Below are 24,803 nucleotides of genomic sequence, written 5' to 3'. Positions count from 1 at the left end.
GTCACCCCAAACCTTCCCTTTCTCCGGCCTGACTGAGGAGCAGCCGCCATGGCGATGCTGAGCTTCGAGCGCAAATACAGGGTCCGCGGCGGCACCTTGCTCGGCGGCGACCTGTTCGACTTCTGGGTCGGGCCGTTCTTCGTCGGCTTCTTCGGGGTCGTCGGTTTGTTCTTCACGGTGCTGGGCACCGCCCTCGTCATCTACGGCGCGGCGATCGGGCCGACCTGGAACGTCTGGCAGATCAACATCGCGCCGCCGGATATCAGCTACGGCCTGCGGCTCGCCCCGCTGAAGGAGGGCGGTCTCTGGCAGATCATCACGTTCTGCGCGCTCGGGTCCTTCGTGTCCTGGGCGCTGCGCGAGGTCGAGATCTGCCGCAAGCTCGGTATCGGCTACCACGTGCCCGCGGCCTTCGGGATGGCGATCTTCGCGTATTTCACGCTGGTGGTGGTCCGGCCGTTCCTGATGGGCGCCTGGGGATACGGCTTTCCTTACGGCATCCTCAGTCACCTCGATTGGGTTTCTAACACCGGCTATCAGTATCTGCACTTCCACTACAATCCAGCGCACATGCTGGCCGTGACGTTCTTCTTCACCACGACGCTCGCCCTGGCGATGCACGGCGGCTTGATCCTGTCGGCGACCAACCCGAAGAAGGGCGAGGTCGTGAAGACGCCGGAGCACGAGGACACCTTCTTCCGCGACACGATCGGCTACTCGATCGGCACGCTCGGCGTTCACCGCCTCGGCCTGTTCCTGGCCCTCTCGGCGGGGTTCTGGAGTGCGGTCTGCATCGTGATCAGCGGGCCGTTCTGGACGCAGGGTTGGCCGCAATGGTGGGGCTGGTGGCTCAATCTGCCGGTGTGGCGATGACAAGCCGGACGCGATCGGAACGAAGGACATAACGCGGGTCGCCGCCGTCGAGCGCGCGGCACTCCGGGGGAGGGCAGGCCATGGCCTATTACCAGAACATCTTCACGCAGGTTCAGGTGCGCCCGCTGGTACCGGAGCACGGCGTTCCGGTGGCGGTCGATGACCGGATCGGCAAGCCGTTCAACAGCTACCTGTTCGGGCTCATCGGCAACAGCCAAGTCGGTCCGATCTATATCGGCTATATCGCGGCGCTCTCGATCGTCTGCGGCTTGATCGCCTTCGAGATCATCGGGCTCAACATGTGGGCCTCGGTGAATTGGGATCCGGTCCAGTTCGTCCGGCAATTGCCGTGGCTCGCCCTGGAACCGCCGCTCCCGAAGTACGGGCTGAAGGTCCTTCCACCCCTCAACGAGGGTGGCTGGTGGCTGATCGCCGGCTTCTTCCTGACGGCCTCGATCCTCCTCTGGTGGGTCCACCTCTATCGGCGGGCGCGGGCGCTCGGGCTCGGCACCCACGTGCCGTGGGCCTTCGCGTCGGCGATCTGGCTCTACCTCGTCCTAGGCTTCATCCGGCCGGTGCTGATGGGATCGTGGTCCGAAGCCGTGCCCTTCGGCATTTTCCCCCACCTCGATTGGACCGCGGCCTTCTCGCTCCGCTACGGCAACCTGTTCTACAACCCGTTCCACATGCTCTCGATCACGTTCCTCTACGGATCGACGCTGCTGTTCGCGATGCATGGCGGCACGATCCTGGCCTGCTCGCGCTACGGCGCCGAACGGGAGATCGATCAGATCGTCGACCGCGGCACGGCCACCGAACGCGCAGCCCTGTTCTGGCGCTGGACCATGGGCTTCAACGCCACGATGGAGTCGATCCACCGCTGGGCCTGGTGGTTCGCGGTCCTGACCACGCTCACGGGCGGCATCGGCATCCTGCTCACCGGGACCGTGGTGGACAACTGGTACCTCTGGGCGGTCAAGCACGGCGTCGCGCCCTCCTATCCGCAGGTCTACGGTCCGATCGTGGATCCCGCTCATCTCGCACCCGGCATGAAGCCGTGAGGAGGCCGTCATGAAGACGATTCTGGCGGTCATCGGCGGGGCTCTGGCCCTGTTCCTCACCATCGCGATGTTCGGCGGCGCGGGCTGGACCCATCCGCCGATGGCGAACAAGCAGACCGGCTTTCGCGGAACGGGCATGGACCTGATCCGCACCCGGGCCGGGAACGCGGCGCTGTCGGCGGCCAACGTCGCGCCGGCCCCGGCCGACCCGGCTGAGGCAGGGGGCGACAAGGCTTCGGCGGTCTACCAGAATGTGCAAGTTCTGGGAGATCTCTCGGCTGAGCAGTTCAACCGCTTGATGGTGTCGATCACCGAGTGGGTCGCACCCCAGCAGGGCTGCACGTACTGCCACAGCACCGAGAACATGGCTTCGGACGAGCTCTACCAGAAGCGCGTCGCCCGGCGCATGCTGCAGATGACCCAGTACATCAATTCCACTTGGAAGGAGAAGCACGTCCACGAGGCGGGTGTGACCTGCTACACGTGTCACCGCGGCAATCCGGTGCCGGCGAATATCTGGTTCGACCACCCGGTTCAGGGGGCGGGGCGTTTCATCCCGCGCAACAACAGCCAGAATCTCGCGTCCGCGGAGGTCGGCAACACGTCGCTGCCCTACGACGTCTATCAGGCCTTCTACCAGCACAAGGACACGCCCGAGGATGCGGTGCGGGTCAACGCCACCACGGCGCTGCCGGAGACGAAGGGCAAGCCGATCCAGGACGCGGAGAAGACCTTCGCAATCATGATCAGCATGTCGCAGTCACTGGGCGTGAACTGCACCTTCTGCCACAACACCCGCTCGGTGGCGCAGTGGGATACGAGCACGCCGAACCGCGTCCATGCCTGGTACGGCATCCGCATGGTCCGCGATCTGAACCAGGACTACATGACGCCGCTGACCTCGGTCTTCCCGCGGAATCGCCTCGGCGTTCTGGGCGACGTGCCGAAGATCAACTGCGCCACCTGTCACAACGGCGCCAACAAGCCGCTCAACGGCGCCAACGTGATCGAGCCCTATCCGGAACTGTCGCACCCGACGATTTCGGCGAACCTGCCCACGGGCGAGGCGAAGGACCCGATCCCCGGCACCGAGACGCCGAAGCCGTGATCGGACCGGAGCGGCCGGACCGTCCGGCCGCTCCGCTCAAGCTCCGGGGAACCTCTGTTGGGTAAAGGCGTCGATACCGGCGGCCAAGCTCGGCCTCAGGAGGCGCCCGTGACCATCACCATCTCGAACCTCCAACCGCTCATCGCGATCCTTGCCGGGATCCTGATCCTGGTGATGCCGCGGCTGCTCAACTACATCGTCGCGATCTACCTGATCATCGTCGGCGTGATCGGGCTCGGAATCCTCCATTGAGGGGCAGCGCCCGCACCGCGACGCGGGGGGCCTGACAGACCGTCGAACCCGTCATCCACGCACGCACAGGGCCATCGCGCGTTCATCTTGCGTTGCGCTGCGGGATGGTCCAACCCCGCCCATCAGCTCGGCCAGCGCCGGGCACCAGATACGGACGGGATCGACATGGCGACCGGAAGCGCGAAGTGGGTCTACGCCTTCGGCGACGGCAAGGCGGAGGGCAAGTCGCAGATGCGCGACCTGCTCGGTGGCAAGGGCGCCAACCTCGCCGAGATGTGCAATCTCGGCCTGCCGGTTCCGCCCGGCTTCACCATCACCACCGAAGTCTGCACCTACTACTACGATCACGGGAAGTCCTACCCGCCGGAGTTGAAGGATCAGATCGCCGCTGCGCTCGCCCAGATCGGCACGCTCACCGGCCGCAAGTTCGGCGATGCCACGAATCCCCTCCTCGTCTCGGTCCGCTCGGGCGCCCGGGCGTCGATGCCCGGCATGATGGACACGGTCCTGAACCTCGGGCTCAACGATGAGACCGTGCTGGCGCTGGCCAAGGAGGCCGAAGACGAGCGCTTCGCCTTCGATTCCTACCGTCGCTTCATCACCATGTATTCGAACGTGGTGCTGGGCGTTGAGCACCACGCCTTCGAGGAGGCGCTGGAGCAGTACAAGGAAGCCAAGGGCTTCGAGCTGGACACCGAGCTCAGCGCCGCGGACTGGAAGACGCTCATCCAGACCTACAAGAAGATCGTGCGCGACGAGCACGGATCCGACTTCCCGCAGGTCGCGGACGACCAGCTCTGGGGCGCGATCAGCGCCGTATTCAATTCCTGGATGATTCCCCGGGCCAAGAAGTACCGGGAGCTGAACAACATTCCGGAGAGCTGGGGCACGGCCGTCAATGTGCAGGCCATGGTGTTCGGCAACATGGGCGACACGTCGGCCACCGGCGTCGCCTTCACCCGCAATCCGTCCACTGGCGAGAAGGCGCTCTACGGCGAGTTCCTGATCAACGCGCAGGGCGAGGACGTGGTCGCGGGTATCCGCACGCCGCAGAACATCACCGAGAAAGCCCGGATCGAGGCCGAGAGCGACAAGCCTTCCATGGAGAAGGCCATGCCCGAGAGCTTCGCGGAACTGACCCGGATCTACGGGATCCTGGAGTCGCACTACCGCGACATGCAGGACATGGAATTCACCATCGAGAAGGGGAAGCTCTGGATGCTCCAGACCCGCAACGGCAAGCGCACGGCCAAGGCCGCCCTGCGCATTGCCGTGGATCTGGCGGGCGAGGGGCTGATCTCCCGTGAAGAGGCGATCGGCCGGGTCGAGCCCGGGGCGCTCGACCAGCTCCTGCATCCGACCATCGACCCGAAGGCGGACCGCAAGGTCATCGCCTCGGGCCTGCCGGCCTCGCCCGGCGCGGCGACCGGCGAGATCGTGTTCAGCTCCGAGGACGCGGAGGCGCATCGCAAGGCGGAGCGCAAGTGCATCCTGGTGCGGATCGAGACCTCGCCCGAGGACATCCACGGCATGCACGCCGCCGAGGGCATCCTGACCACCCGGGGCGGCATGACCAGCCACGCGGCCGTGGTCGCCCGCGGCATGGGCAAGCCCTGCGTCTCCGGCGTCGGCTCCATCCGGATCGACTACAAGGCGCAGACCCTGACGGTCGGCGGCAACACGCTCAAGGCCGGCGACAAGATCACCATCGACGGGTCCACCGGACAGGTGATCCAGGGCGAGGTGAAGATGCTGGAGCCCGAGCTGTCGGGTGACTTCGCCACCCTGATGGAATGGGCCGACGCCTTCCGCGGCATGAAGGTGCGGGCGAACGCCGATACGCCGACGGATGCCCGCACGGCGCGCAACTTCGGCGCGGAGGGCATCGGCCTCTGCCGTACGGAGCACATGTTCTTCGAGGGCGACCGCATCATCGCGGTGCGCGAAATGATCCTGGCAGACGACGCCGAGGGCCGCCGTGCGGCTCTCGCGAAGATCCTGCCCTATCAGCGCCAGGACTTCCTCGAGCTGTTCACGATCATGTCCGGGCTGCCGGTCACGATCCGTCTGCTCGACCCGCCGCTCCACGAGTTCCTGCCGCATACCGATGCCGAGGTCGCCGAGGTCGTGAAGGCGACCGGGGTCTCCGAGGAGAAGATCCGGCACCGGATGCGGGAGCTGTCCGAGCACAACCCGATGCTCGGCTTCCGCGGCTGCCGGCTCGCCATCGCCTTCCCGGAGATCGCCGAGATGCAGGCCCGGGCGATCTTCGAGGCGGCCGTCCAGGCCGCCGCCGATACCGGTAGCCCGGTCACGCCCGAGGTGATGGTGCCGCTGGTGTTCACGCGCGCCGAGTTCGACATCGTGAAGGCGCGCATCGACGCGATGGCGAAGGCTGTCGCCGAGGAGAAGGGCGCGACCCTCGACTATCAGGTCGGCACGATGATCGAGCTGCCGCGCGCGGCTCTCAAGGCCGGCGAGATCGCCGAGACGGCCGAGTTCTTCTCCTTCGGGACGAACGACCTGACGCAGACGGCCTTGGGCATCTCCCGCGACGACGCGGCAACCTTCCTGGGCCCCTACACCCAGAAGGGCATCCTGCCGGCCGATCCGTTCATCACCATCGATCAGGAAGGTGTGGGCGAACTGGTGCGCATCGGCGTCGAGCGCGGCCGCAAGACCCGGCCGAACATCAAGCTCGGCATCTGCGGCGAGCACGGCGGCGATCCGGCCTCGATCGGCTTCTGCCAGGAGGTCGGCCTCGATTACGTGTCCTGCTCGCCCTACCGGGTGCCGATCGCCCGGCTCGCGGCCGCCCAGGCGGCGCTGGGCAAGGTCTCGGGCAAGGAAGGCTGAACGCGCGCCGGAGGCCGCCGCGCGGCGGCCTCCGGACGGCGATCAACCATCCGAATGAAGACCAGTGGAAAAACCTCGCCTTTCGGTTGAACTCGACTCTTTGTGAGGCGTTCTTTCGTTGAACGAGGCGGTCTGGCGTGCGCCTATTCGGCCTGCGTCGGGACAACGTCGCCCGTCAGAATCGGCCGTCAAGATGTCTCACAGCCCATCGCCGCTGTGCCTCACCGGGACCGATGCGGCCGCGTCAGTGCCGCGCGCGGCCGTCCGTGCGTATCTCGCCCTGGTCGGCGGCCTGGGCGGCTTGGTGACCGCCGTGATGCTGATGATGTCAGTCGCGGCCAACAGCGGCGGCGAAGCTGAACGCATCGCCGGGACGCAGGACGACAGCTACGCGGCAACGCTGGTCGGCGCCTTGGCGGTCAACCTGTCCAAGCCCCTGCGCTGAGTCGAACGGGCGCTCTGGCCGCCCCGCACGAGCCGTCCGACGCGGACGGGCAGGCGAAGCGCACCTCCCCGTCAGACCGACCCCTCGATCAGCGTGCTCCGGGCAAGGCGCGGGCAGCGGAGCCGGTAAACCGGGTTGTCAGGTCATCGCCCGGACTGCGCGTGCTGAACCGCGTCGTGACGCGGTCCGGAACCGCAGCGACGACCGAGTCGGGCGCTGCACCGCGGAGACGCGTGGCAGCCACATGCACGGGGACAGCGCGGCTCGCCGGCGTCGCAACGGGACCGGCCGACACGGAATCGAACAGGGCGCGCAGCTGGGCCTTGGCGTCCGCGTCCGGAGCCACGAGCGAACGCGGACGAACCGGATCCGGCGCCGTGGGCTTGCCGAGGGCGCGGATCTCGCTCGCGGACGGAAGATTGGCCATCCCGCGCTCGAGCGCGGCGAATTGCACCGGGCGCGGTGGCGGAAGCGGCATGTTCAGGCTCGCAACCGCGGCTGCGAGGTCCGAGGGACGCCGCGGCGGCAGCGGCGTCGTGACCGCCGGCATAGCGTCGTCGGCGGGCGCGGTTTGATCGGCCGTCAGAAGCGACTTGGCATCGGACGGCTTGATCTCCGCGCTCTTCGCCTGAGCCCGCGCCGCCAGCGAACCGCGCAGCGCGTCGTCGGTGGCGGGGGCCGCATAGGCGAGGGCCGTCCGTGCGCCCACCGGATCCTGCGGATCGGCGCTCGCCACGGCGACGACGGGGGCGCGCCGCCCCTTCTTCTCGACCGCCACCGGCGGCGGTGCCGGAGCGGGCTCGGGGCTGGATCGACCGCCGCCGAACAGACTCGCCAGGAAGCCGAACAGGCCGGGACCGTCTTCTTCCTCGCCGCCGGCCATCTGGGTCGTGATCCCCGCGACGGTACCGCCGCGGGCCAGGATCTCGGCCTTGGCCTCCTCGTAGCGCGGGAAGGGACGGTTGTCGCTCGGGAGCAGCACGGTCTTGCCGTCGGGGAAGAGCCGGGCGAGCTGATCGTGGGTCATCCGCGGCCACATCCGCACGGAACCGACATCGAGATGCACGAAGGGCGTTCCGGCATGCGGATACCAGCCGACGCCGCCCCGCTGCATCTGGAGCCCGACCTCGCGGATTCGGTCGATCGAGACGTCTGGCACGAAGAAGTCCATCGCCTTGCCGAGCATGTGCTGGCTGTACTCGGCCACCATCTTGGAGCGGCGGCGAAGCATCGCGTTGGTGCCGGGGGACCGATAGGCCGAGACGATGTGGATCGGTTGCGACGAGCCGACCTGGCGATAGGCCTCCCAGACCGTATCGAACAGCCGCGGATCCATCTTGGTGGGCTCGTTGATTCGCCAGTCGCGGAGCAGCCAGTTCAGCTGATCGAGGGCCGCGCGGTCGTAGCGGCCATCGCGCTTGAACGTGATGGTCGCGCTTTCCTGCGTGTGCGTGTGGTAGATGGTCAGCGAGCGGGTGTCGCCGTTGGCCACCGCGTCCTCGGTTTCGGCCGTCCCGACCAGCACTCCGAGCAAGAGGCCGGACAAGCCGAGGGCGAGGTGACGGAGGGGACGCGGGAGACTGGGCACGACGGTCCTGATCCTCTCCCGAAACCCTCGCCCGAACGCATCTCAGCCCAGGCTGTCGGTCGAAACGGCTAAGGCTCGACCGTGGCGAAATCGTGCCCGGCTGTGCGTCTGCGCACGCGAAAGTTGCGGGTTCCGCGGGTGGCCTACCACCACCCGCGCGGCGCCGATTGCTGCGGCGCAGGCGTCCAGAGCCCGGGCTCGCCGTATTCCGGCGCGCTGTCGGCCCGGGCGGCGCGGCGCAGGGACCGGCGCCGCGTGTCCGCTTCCTCGTAGCGCCCTTCGGGCCACGCCTCGGCATTGGCCACCGGGCGCTCGGGCGCGCGGCGATGGACCGTCCGCGCCACGGGCGGCTTCGGCGCAGACTCGGCCTTGCGCCGCGGCGGCTCGTCCGGCAGCCGGGCAATCGCCGGTCCGCCGCCGCCGGGCAGCCCGAGGGCCGCGCGCATCGGCGCGTCGTAGCCGTAAAGGTCCGGCAAGGTGCGGTAGGTGCCGCCATCGTCCACGAAGGCGGTGAAGTAGGCGAGATGGACCGGCAGCTTCTCCGGCAGCCGGATCGTCCGCTCGCCCTTGCCGATCAGCTTCTTCAACCTGTCCTGAGACCAGTCCGGCAGCACCGCGTCGGCAAGGCGGAACGGGTCGTCGACGCGCACGCAGCCGTGGCTGAAATCCCGCTTCGAGGCTGAGAACAGCGAGCGGTTGGGCGTATCGTGCAGGTAGACCGCGTGCTGGTTCGGGAACATGAACTTGATGAAGCCGAGCGCATTGCGCTCGCCGGGGGGCTGGCGGAGCGAGATGTGCCCCCCGCGGCGGACGACCTCGTAGCCCCCCCAGGTCTTGCCACCGTAGCCGGCGAGCTTCGGCGCCATCGTCTTCAGGATCGAGGGCGGCACGTACCAGGACGGGTTGACGACCGCGTATTCCATCAGCCCCGAGAACAGGGGCGTCCGCGATTCCGGCTTGCCGACGATGACCCGCGCCTCATCGCGCAGGACGCCGCCCCGGTAGGCGCGCAGGCGGTATTCCGGGACGTTGACCAGGATGTAGTCGGATCCCAGATCGCCGGGAAGCCACCGCCACCGCTCCATGTTGACGATGAGTTCGGCCTCGCCCCCCGTCGGGCGTGCGGCGCGACCGGCATCGGCCAGGGCCAGGACCGTCTGGACGTTCAGGACCCCGTTGCCCGGCAGCCCGCGGCCGCGCTGGAACTTCGCGACCGCGTCGGCAACCACGGAATCGTACTCGTCCGGCTCGCCGGGGGGCTTGTCGAACGTTCCGGCCGGGCGGCTCTCCAGATTGAAATGCGTCCGGAGCAGCGGCACGCGGGCATCGCGCATGCCGACGCGCAAGGCCGGCCCGGCCGGAAGACGCAGCGGCTTCACGGCGGTCGCCACGGGACCGCGCAGGGCGGCGAGACGCGCCTTGAGGGCGAGATAGCCGGGCGTCGCCGGATTGTAGCCCTGGAGCGCCTCGCCGGCCTTCGCGCCGGCTTCATCGAGCTTCGCCAGCACCGCGTCCCCGGCGGGAAGATCGAGATGCGGCGTGATCAGCCGCGAGATCGAGGCCAGGTTGACGCGGCCGCCACGGGCGTCCCGGGCATAAAGCACGGCCGCCGCGGACAGGCGGAGATCGGCATCGGCGAGCGCCTTCTCGTCCGGCTTATCGGGCAGCGACGGGACTGTGTAGGCACGCGAGTCGAGACCGTCCTCGGCGGCAGCCGCCAGCCGGGCCGACACCGCCTTTGCGGCCTCGGTCCACGCCCCGCCGGAGATCCAGAGGGGCTTGTAGGTGCGGGCTTCATAGAAGCTCCGGATCGCATCGCGATCCTTGCCGGTCAGACGGAGCAGAAGGGGGGCGGGATCCGCGAAGCGGGCGAAGACCGCAGCACCGAGCGGATCCGTCGGGGCGACCGGCGCCGTGGCGGCGGGGGCCGGTGCCGGCTCGGCCGCCGGTGCCTCAGGCTTGTAGTCGGGTAGAGCCGTCGTGGCCGAAGCCGAGGGAGCCGCCTGCGCAGGCGGCGCGGTGGCTGGCGATGCCGGGACATCGGCGGAGGGCTGGTCCAGCGAGACGGTCTCCGCACGAAGCGAGGCGGCCGGGGCCAGCGTACCGCAGAGAAGGGCGGCCAGCGCCATGAGGCTGGAGCGCGGGACGCGCATCGTGATCTCCCGGGGTGCGGCGGCAGGACCGCACGCTCAGAGTGTGATTATCCGCGCAAGCGTGGCTTTCAGCAACCGCAGTCGTCGCGAATAGAACCTCTGTCGCGCAGATGAATGTGTCATTTCTAATGCTGCTCAGCTTATGATCTACCTAATCGTCGGTCGATTGCGTGCAGCATCAGGTGAATTTCCCGCACCACCGCGCCGACCGAATGCGGTCGGTGCGTTAGCGCACGCGGCGCTCGATCAGGCCGCGTCCTCGGTCTTCGCGTCGTCCTCCAAGCCCAGATCCTTGAGCTTGCGGTAGAGGGTGGAGCGACCGATGCCGAGGCGACGCGACACCTCCGACATCCGCTGCCGATAGAACTGGAGCGCGAAGCGGATGATCTCCGCCTCCAGGACGTCCATCGGCTTCATCTCGCCGGTCTCCTCGGTCACGAGGGACATGGCGTGAGGGTCGCGCACCTCCACGCGGACGATCTCGCGCACGGGCTCGGGGGCGTAGGCCGGCATCTGCGTCTGAACCGGCAGGGCCGGGATGCGGACGTCGAAGCCTTCCACCTGCGCGGCGATCTGGGGGAATTCGGCCACGGTCAGCTCGTCGCCGTCCGCGAGCACGACAGCGCGGAACAGGGCATTCTCCAGTTGCCGGACATTCCCCGGCCAGGGATAGCGCGTCAGCAGTGCCATCGCCTCCGGCGTGATGGCCCGCACGCGCTTGCCTTCCTCGGCCGAGAACCGCGCGCAGAACGAGCGAACGAGGTCCGGTATGTCCTCGCGGCGCGCCCGCAACGGCGGCAGCGTCATCGGGAAGACGTTCAGGCGATAATAGAGATCCTCGCGAAACTTGCCCTGCTTGACGAGGTCGAGCAGCGATCGGTTGGTCGCGGAGACGAGGCGGATGTCCACCCGCACGGAGCGTTTGCCGCCGACGGGATCCACCTCGCCCTCCTGCAGGGCCCGGAGCAGCTTGACCTGCGCGTCGAGGGGAAGCTCGCCGATCTCGTCGAGGAAGAGCGTACCGCCCGAGGCCTCGACGAACTTGCCGGCATGCTTTTCGGTCGCACCGGTGAACGCGCCCTTCTCGTGACCGAACAGCGTGGATTCCACGAGATTCTCGGGGATCGCCCCGCAATTGACCGTCACGAACGGCTTGCCGCGCCTGTCGCCGGATCCCTGGATCGCCCGGGCCAGCACCTCCTTGCCGACGCCGGACTCGCCCTCGATCAGGACCGGGATGTTCGATTTCGCCGCCCGCTCGGCGAGGCGGATCAGCCGCTCCATGTCGGGGCTTTTGGACGTGAGATCCTTGAAGGTGAGCGCCCCGGAGGCCCGGCGGCGCATGCGACGCACCTCCTCCTCCAGCGTATCGACCCGCAGGGCGTTCTTGATCGAGACCTGCAGCCGCTCGGCGCCCGCCGGCTTGACCACGAAGTCCACGGCGCCGGCCCGCATGGCGCCGACCACCGTGTCGATGGAGCCGTTGGAGGTCTGGACGATCACCGGGGTGGCGAGGCCGCTCTTGCGCATCTCGGCCAGCACGCCAAGCCCATCGAGACCGGGCATGACGAGGTCGAGGAGCACGACGTCCGCGCCTTCGGACCGGAGCAGGGCCAGTGCGTCCGCGCCCGTTTCGGCGACCCGGGGCTCGAAGCCGAAGCGGCGCACCGCCGCCTCGGCGAGCCGCCGCTGGACCGGATCGTCGTCCACAATGAGCACGGTGGCGGACATGGCGGCTCCCTGAACGGCGCGCGAAGGCCGGGCTCGCGACATGGGCTCAACCCCGTCACGGGCTCCGATTCGGCGACTGTTTCGTTTCGAGCCGTAGGGTGACCCACAGACGTAAAGTGGCGCTTAACGACGTTTGCATCGTGTCGTCGACGATCGCGCGGGGCTTCGAACCGACACGCCGCGTTGAACGCGTGGCGGCACGCTCGATATCAGGGTACGGGGCCGCTGCCCTTAAAGAGGATTGCACGACATGATGCCGAGCCACGCCGCATCGCCGGTGACTGTCCGCCTGCCGGAGGGCGTGAGCGCCGCGCGCGCCGCCGCGAAGGCTGCCGACCTCGGCCATCTTCCGGAATGGGATTTGTCGGACCTCTATTCCGGCCTCGATGACCCCAAATTCTCCGGCGACATGACCCGGGCCGAGGAGGAGTGCCGCCGGTTCTCCGAACTCTATGCCGGCCGCATAGCCGAGCTCGCCGCGGGACCGGAGGCGTCCGCCCGACTGGCGGAGGCCGTGCGCACCTACGAGGGGATCGAGGACCTGCTGGGCAAGCTGATGTCCTTCGCGGGTCTCGTCTATTCCGGCGATACCACCGACGAGGCACGGGCCAAGTTCTACGGCGACACGCGCGAGCGCCTGACCAGCGCCTCCGCGGATCTCCTGTTCTTCGCCCTGGAGCTGAACCGCGTCGACGACGCGGCGATGAATGCCGCGATGGCGGAGGGGCCGCTCGCCCACTACGCGCCGTGGATCGAGGACCTGCGCAAGGAGAAGCCGCACCAGCTCGACGACCGGACCGAGAAGCTCTTCCTCGAGAAGTCGGTCACGTCGAACGCCGCCTGGGACCGTCTGTTCAACGAGACGATCGCCTCGCTGCGCTTCACCGTGCAGGGCGAGGAGATGCCGCTGGAGCCGACGCTCAACAAGCTCCAGGATCCGGACGGAGCCGTCCGCAAGGAGGCGGCCGGTGCGATCAGTGAGGTTCTGCGCGGGCAGTTGCGCGTCTTCACGCTGATCACCAACACGCTGGCGAAGGACAAGGAGATCTCCGACCGCTGGCGCGGCTTCAAGGACGTGGCGGACGCGCGCCACCTGTCGAACCGGGTCGAGCCCGAGGTGGTGGAAGCCCTCGTCGACGCCGTACGGGCGGCCTATCCGCGGCTCTCCCACCGCTACTACAAGCTGAAGGCGAAGTGGTTCGGGCAGGAGACGCTGCCCTATTGGGACCGGAACGCGCCTCTTCCGCGGGTCGAGCAGCGGACGATCCCCTGGACGGAGGCCCGTGACACGGTTCTCTCTGCCTACGACGCCTTCTCGCCGGAGATGGCGGGGATCGCGAAGCGCTTCTTCGATGAGCGTTGGATCGACGCGCCGACCCGTCCCGGCAAGGCGCCGGGCGCCTTCGCGCATCCGACCGTGCCGTCGGTGCACCCCTATGTCCTGGTAAATTACCAGGGCAAGCCGCGGGACGTGATGACGCTGGCGCACGAGCTCGGCCACGGCGTCCACCAGGTTCTCGCCGGCCCGAACGGCGCCCTGATGGCGCCGACCCCCCTGACGCTCGCGGAGACCGCCAGCGTGTTCGGGGAGATGCTGACCTTCCGCAGGCTCCTCGCCGCCACCACCGACACGACCCAGCGCCGGGCCATGCTCGCCGCCAAGGTCGAGGACATGATCAACACGGTGGTGCGCCAGATCGCCTTCTACTCTTTCGAGCGGAAGGTGCATCTCGCCCGCGCGAAGGGCGAGCTGACCACCGATCAGATCAATGCCCTGTGGCTGTCCGTGCAGGCCGAGTCGCTCGGTCCGGCCATCACGCTGGATTCCGGCTACGAGCCGTTCTGGGCGTATATCCCCCACTTCATCCATTCGCCGTTCTACGTCTACGCCTACGCGTTCGGCGACTGCCTGGTGAACTCGCTCTATGGCGTCTACGCCCAGGCGGAGGAGGGCTTCGTGGAGCGCTACTTCGCGCTGCTCGCGGCAGGCGGCTCCAAGCCCTACGGCACGTTGCTTGCGCCGTTCGGGCTCGACGCGAAGGATCCGGGCTTCTGGCAGATCGGGCTCGGCATGATCGAAGGGATGATCGCCGAACTGGAAGGCATGGAAGGACAGCCCTGACCGCGACGCCGCGGGGTGCCCCCCGCGGCGCAGGGCCCCACGCCCCTGGTTCACGCGGGGGCGCGGCTTATCTCCGGATCATCACACGACAAGCAGATCGAGAGATGGCCGAGACCGACCGCGAAGCCAACCGCTTCTCCGCCCGTGCCGGGCGCTACGCCAGCGTGGGCGCCAATGTCGGCGGCGTAGCCGCTCGCATGGCCATGGCACGGCTGTTCGGGAAGGAGGGCACGACCAATGCGGCCGCCCTCGCGCAGGCGCTGGGCGGCCTGAAAGGTCCGATCATGAAGGTGGCGCAGTTGCTGGCCACCGTTCCCGACCTCCTGCCCCCCGAATACGCCACCGAGTTGCAGAAGCTCCAGGCCGACGCGCCGCCGATGGGCGCGGCCTTCGTCCGGCGCCGGATGCAGTCGGAACTCGGAGCCGGGTGGCAGAGCCGCTTCGGGAGCTTCGACCTCAAACCCGCAGCCGCCGCCTCGTTGGGCCAAGTGCACCGTGCAACCGCCCAGGATGGTGAACGGCTCGCCTGCAAGCTTCAGTATCCGGACATGCAATCGGCCGTGGAGGCCGACCTGAAGCAGCTGGAAGTCGCCTTCGCGCTGCATCGCCGGATGAACACGTGGCTCGACACCCGCGAGATCGCCAAGGAGATCGGCGCCCGGGTCCGCGAGGAACTCGACTACGAACGTGAGGCCAAGCACGCGGCACTCTACGGGGCCGTGCTGAAGGACATCGCGGCGGTGCGCGTGCCCCGGGTCTTTCCGGACCTCTCCACCAAGCGCCTCCTGACGCTCAGCTGGCTCGACGGAGACAAGATCCTGGGCTTCGCCGACGAGCCGGTGGAGGTGCGCAACCGGATCGCCCAGGCGATGTTCAAGGCGTGGTGGCACCCGTTCAGCCGCGCGGCCGTGATCCACGGCGATCCGCATCTCGGCAATTACACCGTTTTCTCAGAGGGCGGCGAGGCTGCGGGCATCAACCTGCTCGATTACGGCTGCGTCCGCATCTTCCATCCGCGATTCGTGGGCGGTGTCGTGGATCTGTATCGCGGCCTCTTGGAGAACGACGAGGCCCGCATCGTCCACGCCTACGAGGTGTGGGGCTTCAAGGACCTCGACAAGGAGAAGATCGAGATCCTGAACATCTGGGCCCGATTCATCTACGGCCCCCTGCTGGAGGATCGTACCCGCACGGTCGCGGACGGGGTGAAGCCCGGAGAATATGGCCGGCGGCAGGCCTTCCAGGTCCACCAGGCGCTGAAGGAGCGCGGACCCGTCACCGTTCCGCAGGAATTCGTCTTCATGGACCGCGCCGCCGTCGGACTCGGCGCGGTGTTTCTCCACCTCAGGTCGGAACTCAACTACCACCGGTTGTTCGAGGCCGAGATCGAGCATTTCTCGCTGGACGAATTGTCGGATCGCCAGGGCCGGGCCCTCGCCGAGGCGGGATTGCCGGAACCGGTCTGATCGGGATCGAAGATCCACCGAGAGAGCGATCAACTTGCGTGCGTCCGATTGCGGCAGATAAACGCTTGAGCTACATCCGACCCTGACCGCAAGAAGTCGCGTCTTAGGGAAACGAGCGCACGATGGCCGAGAGTGACACGGTGGCCGGGCACACCTACAGCCCGGCGATGGACGCGAGGACTCACGAACAGACCTATCGCGGGTTCGTCCGGTTCGTCGAAATTGCCACCGGCGTTGTGATCTGCTGGGTCCTGGCCCTTGCGATCGGCGGAATCCGCGAGGCTTGGCTGCTGGCCATCGTCGGCGTGATCGTGGCCGGAGCGGCAGGAGCCGTCGGTGCCCTGGCGCCGGCCGTGGGCTGGCGTGCGCCGCTGGTCGTGGGCATCCTCCTCGTCCTCTACCTGTTCTTCGCCTGAGGCGAGGCCCGAGCGGCCGGTTCGCCGTCTGCCTCGGATGAGGAGCTCGCTCGCATTCGCCGAGCGGGCCGCTGACGCATTGTTGGCAATTAAATTGAGCACAAGTTACATTCCGGCCGCTTCCAACGCGGTATCGTAGATCCGCCTCTCGAAAAGCGTCGCCGGTTCGCGCATTCGAAGGCCGAGCTTTTCCAGGGGAACCCTCGCATGCGCATTGCTGTGCTGTCCGAGACGGACTCCGCGGAGCCGCGCGTTGCCGCGGTTCCTGAGACCGTCAAGAAGTTCATTTCGCTCGGTGCCGACGTCGTGGTGCAGTCCGGTGCGGGCAAAAGAGCCGGCATCCTCGACAGCGAGTACGAGGCGGCCGGCGCCAGCATCGCTGGCAGCGCGGCCGACGCCGCCGGTGACGCCGATCTCGTGCTCAAGGTCCGCCGACCGAGCGCCGAGGAGCTGCCGCAGCTGAAGCGCGGCGCCACCGTGATCGCGATCATGGACCCCTACGGCAACGAGGCGGCCCTGAAGGCGATGGCCGAGGCCGGCGTCGACGGTTTCGCCATGGAGCTGATGCCCCGCATCACCCGGGCCCAGGTGATGGACGTGCTGTCCTCGCAGGCGAACCTCGCCGGCTACCGCGCGGTCGTCGATGGTGCCGCCGAGTACGGGCGGGCGATGCCCATGATGATGACCGCCGCAGGCACGGTGCCGGCCGCCCGCGTCTTTGTGATGGGCGTCGGCGTGGCCGGTCTCCAGGCCATCGCGACCGCCCGCCGCCTCGGCGCGGTGGTCACGGCCACCGACGTCCGACCCGCCACCAAGGAGCAGGTCGAATCACTCGGCGCCAAGTTCGTGGCCGTCGAGGACGACGAGTTCAAGCAGGCCGAGACCGCAGGCGGCTACGCCAAGGAGATGTCGGCCGAATACCAGAAGAAGCAGGCGGAGCTCGTCAAGGGCCACATCGCCAAGCAGGACATCGTCATCACCACGGCGCTGATCCCCGGACGTCCGGCTCCCAAGCTGGTGTCCGAGGAGATGGTGGCCTCGATGAAGCCGGGTTCGGTCCTAGTGGATCTCGCGGTGGAGCGTGGCGGCAACGTCGCCGGCGCCAAGGCCGGTGAGGTCGTCACCAACGACCGCGGTGTGAAGATCGTCGGCCACGTCAACGTTCCGGGGCGCCTCGCCGCGACAGCCTCAAGCCTCTATGCGCGCAATCTCTACGCCTTCGTCGAGACCCTGATCGACAAGGACTCGAAAGCGCTCGCCATCAACTGGGACGACGAGCTGGTCAAGGCCACGAACCTCACCCGCGGCGGTTCGGTCGTCCACGCATCCTTCCAGCCCAAGACCGAGGGAGCGACCTCGGAAGCCGCGTCCGTGGGGCTCGCCAAGCCGGAGACCGGCACGGCCGCTCCGGCCGGCGCACAGTGAAGCCCGGCCGAGAGGAGTAGCAGAATGGCAACCGTCATCGTCCCTCCCGATCAGGCGGCCGATCAGGCCCGCGTGCTGGCTGACGCCGCGCGCGCGGCGGCCGCGGTGGCCCGCAACGCCGCCGACCAGGCACAGGCCATCGCCGACGGCATGGGCCACGGGCTCAGTGCCGCGACCGGCGGCGCCGTGGATCCCACGGTGTTCCGGCTCGCGATCTTCGTGCTGGCGATCTTCGTCGGCTACTACGTGGTCTGGTCGGTGACGCCGGCGCTCCACACGCCGCTCATGTCGGTCACCAACGCGATCTCGTCGGTGATCATCGTCGGCGCGATCCTGGCGGTCGGCGTTCCCCTGATCGAAAAAGGCACCGGACTGGCCCGGTTCTTCGGCTTCATCGGCATCGTGCTCGCCAGCGTGAACATCTTCGGGGGCTTCCTCGTCACGCAGCGCATGCTCGGCATGTACAAGAAGAAGGGCTGAGCCGGTGTCTGAGAACGTCTCCTCCCTTCTCTATATCGTCGCCGGCGTCCTGTTCATCATGGCGCTGCGGGGGCTCTCGCACCCCACCACCTCCCGGCAGGGCAACCTGTACGGCATGGTCGGCATGGGTCTCGCGATCCTCACCACGCTGGTCGGCCACCCGCCGGCCGGGTTCGGCGCCTGGATCCTCGTGCTCCTCGGCCTCGGCATCGGCGGCGGCGCCGGCGCGGTGATCGCCAAGCGCGTGCCGATGACCGCGATGCCGCAGCTCGTGGCCGCCTTCCACTCGCTGGTCGGTCTCGCCGCGGTCTTCGTGGCGGCCGGAGCGCTCTACGCGCCGCAGGCCTTCGGCATCATCGAGAACGGCCACTTCCACAAGCAGTCGCTGTTCGAGATGGGCCTGGGCGTCGCCATCGGCGCCATCACGTTCACCGGCTCGGTGATCGCCTTCGCCAAGCTCGACGGACGCATGTCCGGCAAGCCGATCATGCTGCCCCAGCGTCACCTCATCAACGCGCTGCTGGCCGCCGGCCTCGTCCTGCTCATCGCCCTGTTCATCGGCACCGAGTCCAAGGCGATCTTCTGGCTGATCGTCATCGCCGCGCTGGTGCTCGGCGGCCTGATCATCATCCCGATCGGCGGCGCCGACATGCCGGTGGTCGTGTCGATGCTGAACTCCTACTCGGGCTGGGCGGCAGCCGGCATCGGCTTCACCCTGGGCAACCTCGCGCTGATCATCACCGGCTCGCTGGTGGGCTCCTCGGGTGCGATCCTGTCCTACATCATGTGCCATGCGATGAACCGGTCGTTCATCTCGGTCATCCTGGGCGGCTTCGGCGGCGACACCGCGGCGGCCGGCACGGGCCAGGTCGAGACGCGCCCCGTGAAGCAGGGCTCCGCCGACGACGCCGCCTACATCATGAAGAATGCCGAGCGGGTCATCATCGTCCCGGGTTACGGCATGGCGGTCGCCCAGGCGCAGCACTCGCTCCGCGAGATGGCCGACATGCTCAAGAAGGAGGGCGTCGACGTGAAGTACGCCATCCACCCGGTGGCGGGGCGCATGCCGGGCCACATGAACGTGCTGCTCGCCGAGGCGAACGTGCCCTACGACGAGGTCTTCGAGCTGGAGGACATCAACGGCGAGTTCCCGCAGGCGGACGTCGCCTTCGTGATCGGCGCCAACGACGTCACCAATCCGGCGGCCAAGACCGACAAGGCTTCGCCGATCTACGGAATGCCGATCCTCGATGTGGAGAAGGCCAAGACCGTGCTGTTCATCAAGCGCGGCATGGGTTCCGGCTATGCGGGCGTCGAGAACGAGGTGTTCTTCCGGGACAACACCATGATGCTGTTCGGCGATGCCAAGAAGGTCGTCGACAGCATCCTGAAGTCGCTCTGAGGCCCGGGTCTCGGGCGGATTTCCGGGGCGGGCAGCGATGCCCGCCCTTTTTCGTTGCGACGGCGCGCGTTCGCCGACGCTGTTGCGGCGGTGCGCAAGATTCCGCGGCCCACCCGGTGTAGGGTGGCATCCGTGTCATCCGCCCCGCTCTCCGTCGATCCGCCGCCCTTCCTGGGGGTCGCCGCCTCCATCACCGGCCGGCGCTGGCAGGAGCGCTGTGGCGGCGCGGCAGTCCAGAATCACATCGCCAAGATGGTTCAGGCCCACGGCCTGCCGGAATTGCTCGCCCGTGTGCTGGCAGGGCGCGGGATCGGTCCGGAGGCCGCGCCGCGCCACCTTGCGCCGCGTCTGCGCGACCTGATGCCGGACCCGAATACGCTGCTCGATATGGACGCCGCCGTCCGCCGGCTCGTCCGGGCCGTGCGCCGCGGCGAGACGGTGGCGGTCTTCGGCGACTACGACGTGGACGGCGCCGCGAGCGCGGCCCTGCTCGCCGGCTACCTGCGCGGTGTGGGCCTGAGGGCTCCGATCCACATCCCCGATCGGATCACCGAGGGCTACGGCCCCAACATCGCTGCGATCACCGCATTGGCGGCGGACGGCGCGACGCTTCTGGTCTGCGTCGATTGCGGCACGAGCGGCCACGCGCCTCTGGAAGAAGCCGAGAAATCGGGCCTCGACGTGATCGTCCTCGACCATCATGCGGCCTCCGAGGTGCTGCCGCCGGCCCGCGCCGTGGTCAATCCCAACCGCCTCGACGACCTGTCGGGCCTCGGCCATCTCTGTGCCGCCGGGATCGTGTTCCTCACCCTGGTGGCACTGAACCGTGCCCTGCGGCTGGAGGGCTTCTTCGGGCCGGACCGTCCCGAACCGCAGCTCACCGATGCCCTCGACCTCGTAGCGCTGGCGACCGTGGCCGACGTCGTGCCCCTCACCGGTCTCAACCGGGCCTTCGTGACGCAGGGCCTGACGGTGATGCGCCATCGCGGCCGCATCGGCCTGGCGGCCCTGCTGGACGCGGCCTCGCTGAGCGAGCCGCCGGAATCGTGGCATCTCGGCTTCGTCCTCGGGCCGCGCATCAATGCCGGTGGCCGCATCGGCGATTCGGCCCTCGGTGCCCGGCTTCTGACGACGGCGGACCCGAACGAAGCGGCCCGGATCGCCGCCGACCTCGATCGCCTCAATCGCGAGCGTCAGGCGATCGAGGCGCAGGCCGTCTCCGAGGCCGAGGCCGAGATGGACCGTGCCCTGACGCTCGACCCGACCCGCACCGTGCTGGTCACGGCCAGTCCTGAGTGGCATCCCGGCATCGTCGGACTCATCGCGTCGCGCCTGAAGGAACGGTTCAACCGCCCGGCCTTCGCCTTCGCGATCCGACCCGACGGCAGCGCCACCGGCTCGGGTCGCTCGATCCCGGGGTCAGATCTCGGGCTTGCGGTGCGCGCCTGCGTCGAGGCCGGGATCGCCCTCAAGGGGGGCGGACACGCCATGGCGGCCGGCGTCACCGTGCGGACCGACGACATCCCCCGCTTCGAGGCGCATCTCGTCATGCTGCTGGGGGCGAGCGTGACCGTGGCGCGGGCGGCCGACGCCCTGCTGATCGACGGCGGACTCAGCGCCGGGGGCGCCACGGCGGAAACGGTCCGGCTGCTCCAGCAGGCCGGACCGTTCGGACAGGGCGCGCCGGAGCCGATCTTCGCCCTCGGGCGCCATCGCCTGGTCGATGCCGGCGTGGTCGGGTCGAGCCATGTCAGGGCTCGCCTGCGCAGCCGCGACGGACAGGCGGTGGGCGCCATCTGCTTCCGTGCCGCCGAGCGCCCCCTCGGCCTCGCGCTGCTGAACGGGATCGGTCGGGAACTGCACGTGGCCGGAACGCTGTCCTGCGACCGCTGGCGCGGGGCCGAGCGGGCCCAGCTCCGGATCGTCGATCTGGCGCCGGCGGACCCCTGAGAGCCGCGGCGTCAGGTTCCTGCCATGACAAGGGCCCAGAACCGCTTGTAGCGCGTGGTCGGCGCATCCACGCGGGCGATCCCGATCCTGCGGATCTGCGGCAGCAGCATATTCTTGTTGTGCTCGGGGCTCGCCTTCCAGCGGGCGAGCACCTGCTCGAGGGTCTCGGAGCCGGCACTGAGATTCTCCGCCGCCCAGGCTTTCGCCAGACCGACGGAGGCCATGCGCGACGTGAAGCTGCCGCCGATCTCGTGGCTGAGCTGGCCGTGGCGCGCGTTGTTGCCGGCCTGGAAGGCCGCCGCCTTCACGAGAACCGGATCGACCACGACGGGGCTCAGGCCGTTCTGAACCCGGTAGGCCGAAATCGCGGCCGCGGCCGCGACCTCGTCGAGCACGGCAGTATGCGTCGCATTCTCAACGGACGCATCCGGCATGACGGAGACGCCGCCGCATGCGGTGAGGCTCATCAGAAGGGCGGCGGCGAGGGCGAACTTGAATTTCGGCACGGTCCGGACGGCGATCGGTGACAGACACCCGCCTCCCTCCAGGGCGGTTGCGGCGAAAGCGCGGCACGCGGCGCGCCCGCACGATGCCGCACTCGCGCGTGGCACGCGCGCCACGTACCCGGCGTGATCACGCCGCCAGGGACATGCCGGCCAGCATCGAGGGTGCGAAGGCGCGGAGGAGATCCAAATCCAGATGACCGGTGCCGCCGACCATCGTCGCCAGGGCGTCGGCGGGGGTCGCCGATTGCCGATACGTGCGCCGCTCGGTCAGGGCCGAAAACACGTCGCAGATCGTCACGATGCGCACGAGGTCCGAGATGGCCGAGCCGGCCAGGCCGTCGGGGTAACCTTTGCCGTCCAGGCGCTCGTGGTGATGCCGGACCACATCGATGATTGCCGCCTCGAACTCACCCTGAGCGACCAGAAGGTCGGCGCCGATATCGGGATGGCGCTGCATGAGCCGCATCTCCTCAGGATTGAGCGGCCCCGGCTTGTTGAGGATCTCGACCGGAATGCGCGACTTGCCGATGTCGTGCAGCAGCGCAGATCGAACCAGTCGCGCGAGGTCGGTCCGATTGAGGCCGATCTGCGCCCCGAAGGTCGCGGCGTGTCCGGCGACGCCGAGCGTGTGCTGATAGACGCCGATCTCGTGGCGCCAGACTTCGGCGAGCCACGCCCCGATGCCGACCTCAGAAACGGCAGCGAGGACCAGCTCGGTTCCCCGCTCCACGTCGGCACGCCGGAGTCGGGCGCCGAGGGCGGCGCTGTCGAACAGGTCCGCGACGATTGCGGTGGCACCCGTGACGCGCTCCGCGAGCTGTCGCCGACGCGCCTCGGCCGACCGCGTCGCCTCCTCGATCATGGCGAAGACATTCGCCAGGACGATCTGGCGCGGTGCCGCGGCGGGGAGCTGGCGGAGGTTGGACGCCCCCGCCATGGGCTCGCCGCGTACGAGAACCAAGAGCGGGAGTGACGGCCTGTACCGGTCGAGAGTGGTCCGCAACGATGCAGCTTGGACCGGTGGAAGATCCAGAACCACGAGGTGGGGCCGCTCGGCCGGGATCGGCGCGCCCGGCGAGAGCGCCCGGCAATCCATCACCAGCGCGATCGCGCGCTCAAGGGCTCTCTGCTCGGATGGGCGATCCGAAATCAGAAGGACGTAGGGGCCGTCCGAGAATCGCGATGCGGCGCCGAGGGCCAACGCGGTCGCTCCTCGCCCGCAGGGTCAACGATCCATTTACCCTACGCGCAAGTTTTGAGGAAAGCGTTAACCGTGCTCGGCGCCCTCACCGAAACATCGACGGATCCCGTCAGGCCAGCTTGGCGGAGGCGACGTCGCCGGTCGGTGCGACAGTCGAACGACCGGACGTGCGCTCGGAGCTCAGAAAGTCGGCGAACTTCACGGTCAGCAGCGCCTGGCAAACGGCGAAAGCGACAAAGATGGCGAGGAAGCTGGCGATCATCGGACTCTCCAGGGCGGCCGGGCACCGCGATATGTTGCGGTGCGAGAGATGTCATGCCGCCCCGCAAACTGGTATGCCAGATAACGAATACCGTTCATGCCGCCTATGCATGGAAGGCGGAGATGCGACCGCATTGCGCACAGAAGCCGCACATCGCATGCGCCACGCTCGCAGTTGAGAGTGGCGCACAGAGACTTCGCGCCTTTCAAAATTTTTGCAGTGCGGCAACGCTTGTGCGCGATTTAATTTGTAACCAGCACTCGGTCGGGGTTCAGACCACCGGGTCGGTCGGTGCTGTCGCAGCCGAAGCGCACGACCGTGCGGCCCTCGCCGACGATTCCCGATGCGGTCGGCAAAGCGGTCGGCGAGGCTTTGTCGGTCGAAACGGACCCTGTGGGACGGTCTCGACGCCGATCAGTCCAGGTAGTCGCCGTAGGTGTCGACGTGCTGAGCCAGCCCGAGGCCATGCTCGCGCACGAGACGTTCGGCCAGGTCGGCATCTCGCGCTTCCAGAGCCGATATGATGGCGACGTGCTCCCGGATCGAACGCTCGGCCCGGTCGCCCTGCCGGAGCGCCGTGCTGCGGATGCCCCGCACATGCATCAGAAGATTACTGGTCAGATCGGCAATCGCATCGCAGTGTCCCAGAGCGATGATGCGTTGATGGAAGCGGATGTTCGCGTCCGAGTACTCATCGATGTGCTCTGAGGGCTGTCCCTCGAAGAATTCCGGGAAGGACTCGCGCAGGGCGCGAAGCTGGGCATCGGTGGCGCGGGTGCAGGCGAGGCGAGCCGCCATGCTTTCCAGCGCCGTCCAGGCGTGGATCATGCTGACGATCTCGCGCTTGTTCTTCTTGATCACGAAGACACCGCGCCGGGCCTCGGACCGGACGAAGCCTTCCTGCTCCAGAACCGTCAGGGCCTCGCGCACCGGCGTCCGGCTGACGCCGAGATCCTGCGACAGCTTCCGCTCGTCGAGGCGGACCTCGTCCGGACGTCCGTAGATGTCCATGTTGGTGATGGCTGTCTTGAGCGCCTCGTAGGCCAAGGTCCGGAGACTGGAGCTGGCGACGATGGGCTTCACGCTCAGCGGTTCGGAATTCGACATCCCTCGTCCAGTCAGCTCACACGTATGATGTCTCGCACGCATTCTCTGTCGTGCGCTCCCAAGCGAACTAACCCAAACCTTGGCCAGATCCTAGCCCGTCTTATTCATCGGGCTTTGTCGGCGGTGGTTTTTAGGCTGATGGCGAGCGGGATCGCGCGTCTGTTCTGACGCGTGTGGATCCGGAATGTTTTGTCAGCGCTGGAGGGATGTGGACGGGTTCGTCGGGGCGTCGCTGCCCCGTCGTTCAGGCTGGCGCCGGGGCGAGCGCGGTCGCGAGGTGGCGCAGAAGGTCAGCATCAGGGCAGGCGGCGGCGAAGGCGAGGCGAACCCGGCTGGCGGTCTCGCGGATGCGAGCTCCGAGCTTCAGGAGGCGCAGCCGGAGGGTGGCGAACTCGGCCG

21 protein-coding genes are annotated in these 24,803 nt (G+C 68.0%); 13 read left to right on the top strand and 8 right to left on the bottom strand.

Annotation, left to right across the window (positions count from 1 at the left end; all coding sequences use genetic code 11):
* Positions 1–48: 48 nt before the first annotated feature.
* The 6 genes from pufL (at position 49) to BM396_RS10540 (ending at position 6,595) form a co-directional block, all read left to right on the top strand.
* Positions 49–873 (top strand): photosynthetic reaction center subunit L, encoded by an 825-nt coding sequence (pufL, locus tag BM396_RS10565; RefSeq protein ID WP_043379897.1) that lies wholly within the window; start codon positions 49–51, stop codon positions 871–873.
* 80 nt (positions 874–953) lie between these two features.
* Positions 954–1,934: a photosynthetic reaction center subunit M gene (gene pufM, locus BM396_RS10560; protein WP_043379895.1), complete on the top strand. Its 981-nt coding sequence runs from the start codon at positions 954–956 to the stop codon at positions 1,932–1,934.
* A 10-nt stretch (positions 1,935–1,944) separates the two neighbouring features.
* Positions 1,945–3,042, top strand: coding sequence for a photosynthetic reaction center cytochrome PufC (gene pufC / locus BM396_RS10555; RefSeq protein ID WP_043379892.1), 1,098 nt, complete (start codon positions 1,945–1,947; stop codon positions 3,040–3,042).
* Between the two features lie 108 nt (positions 3,043–3,150).
* Positions 3,151–3,294 carry a DUF3096 domain-containing protein gene (locus BM396_RS10550; RefSeq protein WP_075380395.1) on the top strand — a complete coding sequence of 48 codons (144 nt, stop codon included), beginning with the start codon at positions 3,151–3,153 and terminating at the stop codon, positions 3,292–3,294.
* Between the two features lie 165 nt (positions 3,295–3,459).
* Positions 3,460–6,150, top strand: a complete 2,691-nt coding sequence (ppdK, locus tag BM396_RS10545) for a pyruvate, phosphate dikinase (protein WP_043379890.1) — start codon at positions 3,460–3,462, stop codon at positions 6,148–6,150.
* Between the two features lie 193 nt (positions 6,151–6,343).
* The gene (locus BM396_RS10540; protein WP_043379889.1) at positions 6,344–6,595 is read left to right on the top strand and encodes a hypothetical protein; all 252 of its coding nucleotides are present in this window, start codon (positions 6,344–6,346) and stop codon (positions 6,593–6,595) included.
* 88 nt (positions 6,596–6,683) lie between these two features.
* On the opposite strand, the gene BM396_RS10535 is transcribed toward BM396_RS10540, so the two are convergent.
* The 3 genes from BM396_RS10535 to BM396_RS10525 form a co-directional block, all read right to left on the bottom strand.
* Entirely contained in the window at positions 6,684–8,183 is a 1,500-nt protein-coding gene (locus tag BM396_RS10535; protein ID WP_043379887.1) for a peptidoglycan L,D-endopeptidase MepK, read from the bottom strand.
* A 143-nt stretch (positions 8,184–8,326) separates the two neighbouring features.
* Positions 8,327–10,336: a L,D-transpeptidase family protein gene (locus tag BM396_RS10530; protein ID WP_043379885.1), complete on the bottom strand. Its 2,010-nt coding sequence runs from the start codon at positions 10,334–10,336 to the stop codon at positions 8,327–8,329.
* Between the two features lie 246 nt (positions 10,337–10,582).
* A complete protein-coding gene (locus BM396_RS10525; protein WP_043357728.1) occupies positions 10,583–12,067 on the bottom strand; it encodes a sigma-54-dependent transcriptional regulator in 1,485 nt (494 codons plus the stop codon).
* Between the two features lie 250 nt (positions 12,068–12,317).
* Here BM396_RS10525 and BM396_RS10520 point away from each other — a divergent pair, with 250 nt between their 5' ends.
* From BM396_RS10520 to recJ, 7 genes are all read left to right on the top strand, one after another.
* On the top strand, positions 12,318–14,189 hold the full coding sequence (locus tag BM396_RS10520) for a M3 family oligoendopeptidase (protein ID WP_091955064.1): 1,872 nt from the start codon (positions 12,318–12,320) through the stop codon (positions 14,187–14,189).
* Positions 14,190–14,293: 104 nt separating this feature from the next.
* Positions 14,294–15,655: an ABC1 kinase family protein gene (locus BM396_RS10515; RefSeq protein ID WP_043379882.1), complete on the top strand. Its 1,362-nt coding sequence runs from the start codon at positions 14,294–14,296 to the stop codon at positions 15,653–15,655.
* A 122-nt stretch (positions 15,656–15,777) separates the two neighbouring features.
* Complete coding sequence (locus BM396_RS10510) at positions 15,778–16,071, top strand: aa3-type cytochrome c oxidase subunit IV (protein ID WP_043357734.1); 294 nt, start codon at positions 15,778–15,780, stop codon at positions 16,069–16,071.
* A 207-nt stretch (positions 16,072–16,278) separates the two neighbouring features.
* A complete protein-coding gene (locus BM396_RS10505) occupies positions 16,279–17,496 on the top strand; it encodes a Re/Si-specific NAD(P)(+) transhydrogenase subunit alpha (protein WP_043357735.1) in 1,218 nt (405 codons plus the stop codon).
* 24 nt (positions 17,497–17,520) lie between these two features.
* Positions 17,521–17,976 (top strand): proton-translocating transhydrogenase family protein, encoded by a 456-nt coding sequence (locus BM396_RS10500; RefSeq protein ID WP_043379880.1) that lies wholly within the window; start codon positions 17,521–17,523, stop codon positions 17,974–17,976.
* 4 nt (positions 17,977–17,980) lie between these two features.
* The gene (locus BM396_RS10495; protein WP_043357739.1) at positions 17,981–19,378 is read left to right on the top strand and encodes an NAD(P)(+) transhydrogenase (Re/Si-specific) subunit beta; all 1,398 of its coding nucleotides are present in this window, start codon (positions 17,981–17,983) and stop codon (positions 19,376–19,378) included.
* Between the two features lie 132 nt (positions 19,379–19,510).
* The gene (gene recJ / locus BM396_RS10490) at positions 19,511–21,328 is read left to right on the top strand and encodes a single-stranded-DNA-specific exonuclease RecJ (protein ID WP_081948574.1); all 1,818 of its coding nucleotides are present in this window, start codon (positions 19,511–19,513) and stop codon (positions 21,326–21,328) included.
* Between the two features lie 11 nt (positions 21,329–21,339).
* Here the strand turns inward: recJ and BM396_RS10485 are convergent, their stop codons facing one another.
* The 5 genes from BM396_RS10485 to BM396_RS10470 form a co-directional block, all read right to left on the bottom strand.
* Complete coding sequence (locus BM396_RS10485) at positions 21,340–21,834, bottom strand: CAP domain-containing protein (RefSeq protein WP_043357743.1); 495 nt, start codon at positions 21,832–21,834, stop codon at positions 21,340–21,342.
* A gap of 127 nt (positions 21,835–21,961) precedes the next feature.
* Complete coding sequence (locus BM396_RS10480) at positions 21,962–23,035, bottom strand: HD-GYP domain-containing protein (RefSeq protein ID WP_043379875.1); 1,074 nt, start codon at positions 23,033–23,035, stop codon at positions 21,962–21,964.
* 109 nt (positions 23,036–23,144) lie between these two features.
* Positions 23,145–23,297 (bottom strand): hypothetical protein, encoded by a 153-nt coding sequence (locus BM396_RS32740; RefSeq protein WP_167380416.1) that lies wholly within the window; start codon positions 23,295–23,297, stop codon positions 23,145–23,147.
* A gap of 414 nt (positions 23,298–23,711) precedes the next feature.
* Positions 23,712–24,404 carry a GntR family transcriptional regulator gene (locus BM396_RS10475; protein WP_043357745.1) on the bottom strand — a complete coding sequence of 231 codons (693 nt, stop codon included), beginning with the start codon at positions 24,402–24,404 and terminating at the stop codon, positions 23,712–23,714.
* 244 nt (positions 24,405–24,648) lie between these two features.
* The coding region (locus tag BM396_RS10470; protein ID WP_210187136.1) for a transposase at positions 24,649–24,803 on the bottom strand (155 nt) is incomplete at its 5' end.

The organism is Methylobacterium sp. UNCCL125 (assembly GCF_900116795.1).
GTDB lineage: Bacteria > Pseudomonadota > Alphaproteobacteria > Rhizobiales > Beijerinckiaceae > Methylobacterium > Methylobacterium fujisawaense.
Note: the sequence above shows the minus strand (reverse complement) of the source record. Positions and strands in the feature narration are given on the sequence as shown.